Source organism: Pontimonas sp., from assembly GCF_031581085.1.
In the GTDB taxonomy this organism is placed as follows: domain Bacteria; phylum Actinomycetota; class Actinomycetes; order Actinomycetales; family Microbacteriaceae; genus Pontimonas.
Genome location: NZ_JAVLBO010000062.1, coordinates 1 through 1,861, shown reverse-complemented (window position 1 = coordinate 1,861; position 1,861 = coordinate 1). Strand labels below are relative to the sequence as shown.

At 58.5% G+C, this 1,861-nt stretch carries 3 protein-coding genes; all 3 read left to right on the top strand.

The window, feature by feature from the left end; translation table 11 throughout:
* A partial coding sequence (locus RI518_RS07845) for a TlpA disulfide reductase family protein (protein WP_310689818.1) occupies positions 1–391 on the top strand: 391 nt, incomplete at its 5' end.
* Positions 392–462: 71 nt separating this feature from the next.
* Positions 463–1,221 (top strand): cytochrome c biogenesis protein CcdA, encoded by a 759-nt coding sequence (locus RI518_RS07840; protein WP_310689817.1) that lies wholly within the window; start codon positions 463–465, stop codon positions 1,219–1,221.
* A gap of 151 nt (positions 1,222–1,372) precedes the next feature.
* Positions 1,373–1,861 (top strand): cytochrome c biogenesis protein ResB (locus RI518_RS07835; protein ID WP_397428170.1); only part of this gene is annotated, 489 nt, incomplete at its 3' end.

The window sequence follows — 1,861 nt, the reverse complement described above, 5'->3', positions numbered from 1 at the left end:
GTCTTCAGCTGATTACGACAGCCAACCCATGGTGGTCAATTTTTGGTTTGCCGGCTGCCCACCCTGCCGGGTCGAAGCGCCTGATCTCGAAGACCTGAACCAAGAATTCACGCCGCAAGGCGTGGAATTTATTGGGGTCAACATTGTGGACCGTGCACCGACGGCACTGTCTTTCGCCGAAGAATTCGGCGTGACCTACCCGTCACTGATGGACGCCGAAAGCGGGCAGGTCAGGCTCTCTTTTGCCGGTCAGGCAAGCCCCAGTGCGGTGCCCACCACGTTGATCCTTGATCACCAACATCGAGTGGCCGCCCGAGTAAACGGCCTCATTACCGACGTGGATCTCATGCGCACAATGATTTCTGACGTGCTCGCCGAGGCCCCTCAGTGATTCCACGCCACCCACTAGACGCTCTTGCTTCGGCCCTACCCGCAGAGTTCGCCACAGAGTTGAGTGCTGGGGTGACGACTGCAATCTCTGTGGGTGAAGTGATTTTTAGTGGTTCTCTTCTTGCTGCCCTCCCACTTGCGCTGTTGGCAGGAATTATTGCTTTCGCCTCACCGTGCGTATTGCCCCTTGTCCCCGCCTACCTGGGATACGTGGGTGGAATGACATCGATGCCGGAGGCGGGAAATAACGCCGCCAGGCGCCGCCTGGTGGCGGGGGTTATTTTGTTCGTCCTTGGCTTCGGCGCGGTATTTGTCACCTTTTCGGTGGCGTTTGCGTCCCTGGGTGCACTGTTACAGCAGTGGCTGCCTCTCGTCATCCAAATCTCTGGCGCGCTGGTCATTGTGATGGGGTTTGTCTTCATCGGACAGGTGTCGTTTCTGCAGCGATCGTGGGGGCCTGAACTCGGCCGCTCCAGCGGCCTCATTGGCGCCCCACTGCTCGGTGTGGTGTTCGGTTTAGGGTGGGCGCCCTGTGTTGGACCCACCCTGGTGGCGGTCAATACTTTGGCACTCAGTGTGGGAGATATCCCCCGGGCAGTGATTTTGGCCTCCGCGTACTCTCTGGGCCTCGGGCTTCCTTTTCTTGCTCTGGCGCTGGGGTTTCAGTTCGCCACTGGTGCGGTGGGTTTCTTAAAGCGCCACATGCGAACGGTCAACATCATTGGAGGCGTCTTCCTCATGGTGATCGGTCTGTCGATGGTGCTTGGTCTCTGGCAAGAATGGATGTCCCAACTACAGGTGGTGATCAGTGGAACCGTTACGCCCCTCTGATCACTACGACTCCACGCCCACCGGTCAAAGCCAACAGGCTTCGACCGGTGGGAACAGCGCTGACAGTGTTACTGACACTTCCGGGGGCCCGCAGGGCCCTTCGCTGGGTGCTAGCGGTTGGTTGAGGTTTATTTGGCGACAACTGACCAGCATGAAAACGGCACTGTTTTTGCTGTTGTTACTGGCACTCGGTGCGATCCCGGGGTCGCTGGTACCACAGCGGGCTGCTGACCCCAACGGGGTCATCCAATTCCAACGAGAAGACCCTGAGCTGTTTGCGGTGTTGGACGCACTGCAATTGTTTGACACCTACACCTCGGTGTGGTTTTCCGCGATCTACATCCTGTTGTTTATCTCGCTGGTCGGCTGCATCATTCCTCGCACCACCCACCACCTCAAAGCTCTTCGTGCCGCCCCACCCAAAACACCGAAGAACCTCTCCCGACTGGAGGGCTACCGTCGGGTCGAATTGGAATCAGATGTAGACCCGGATGCCACGGTCGCTCGCGCCAGGCAGGTGCTGAAGAAAGCGGGTTATCGCACTGCGGTGTACGGCAACTCTGTTGCCGGCGAAAAGGGCTACCTGCGGGAAACAGCAAACCTGGTGTTTCACTTCGCGCTGGTGGGTGTGCTCCTGGGC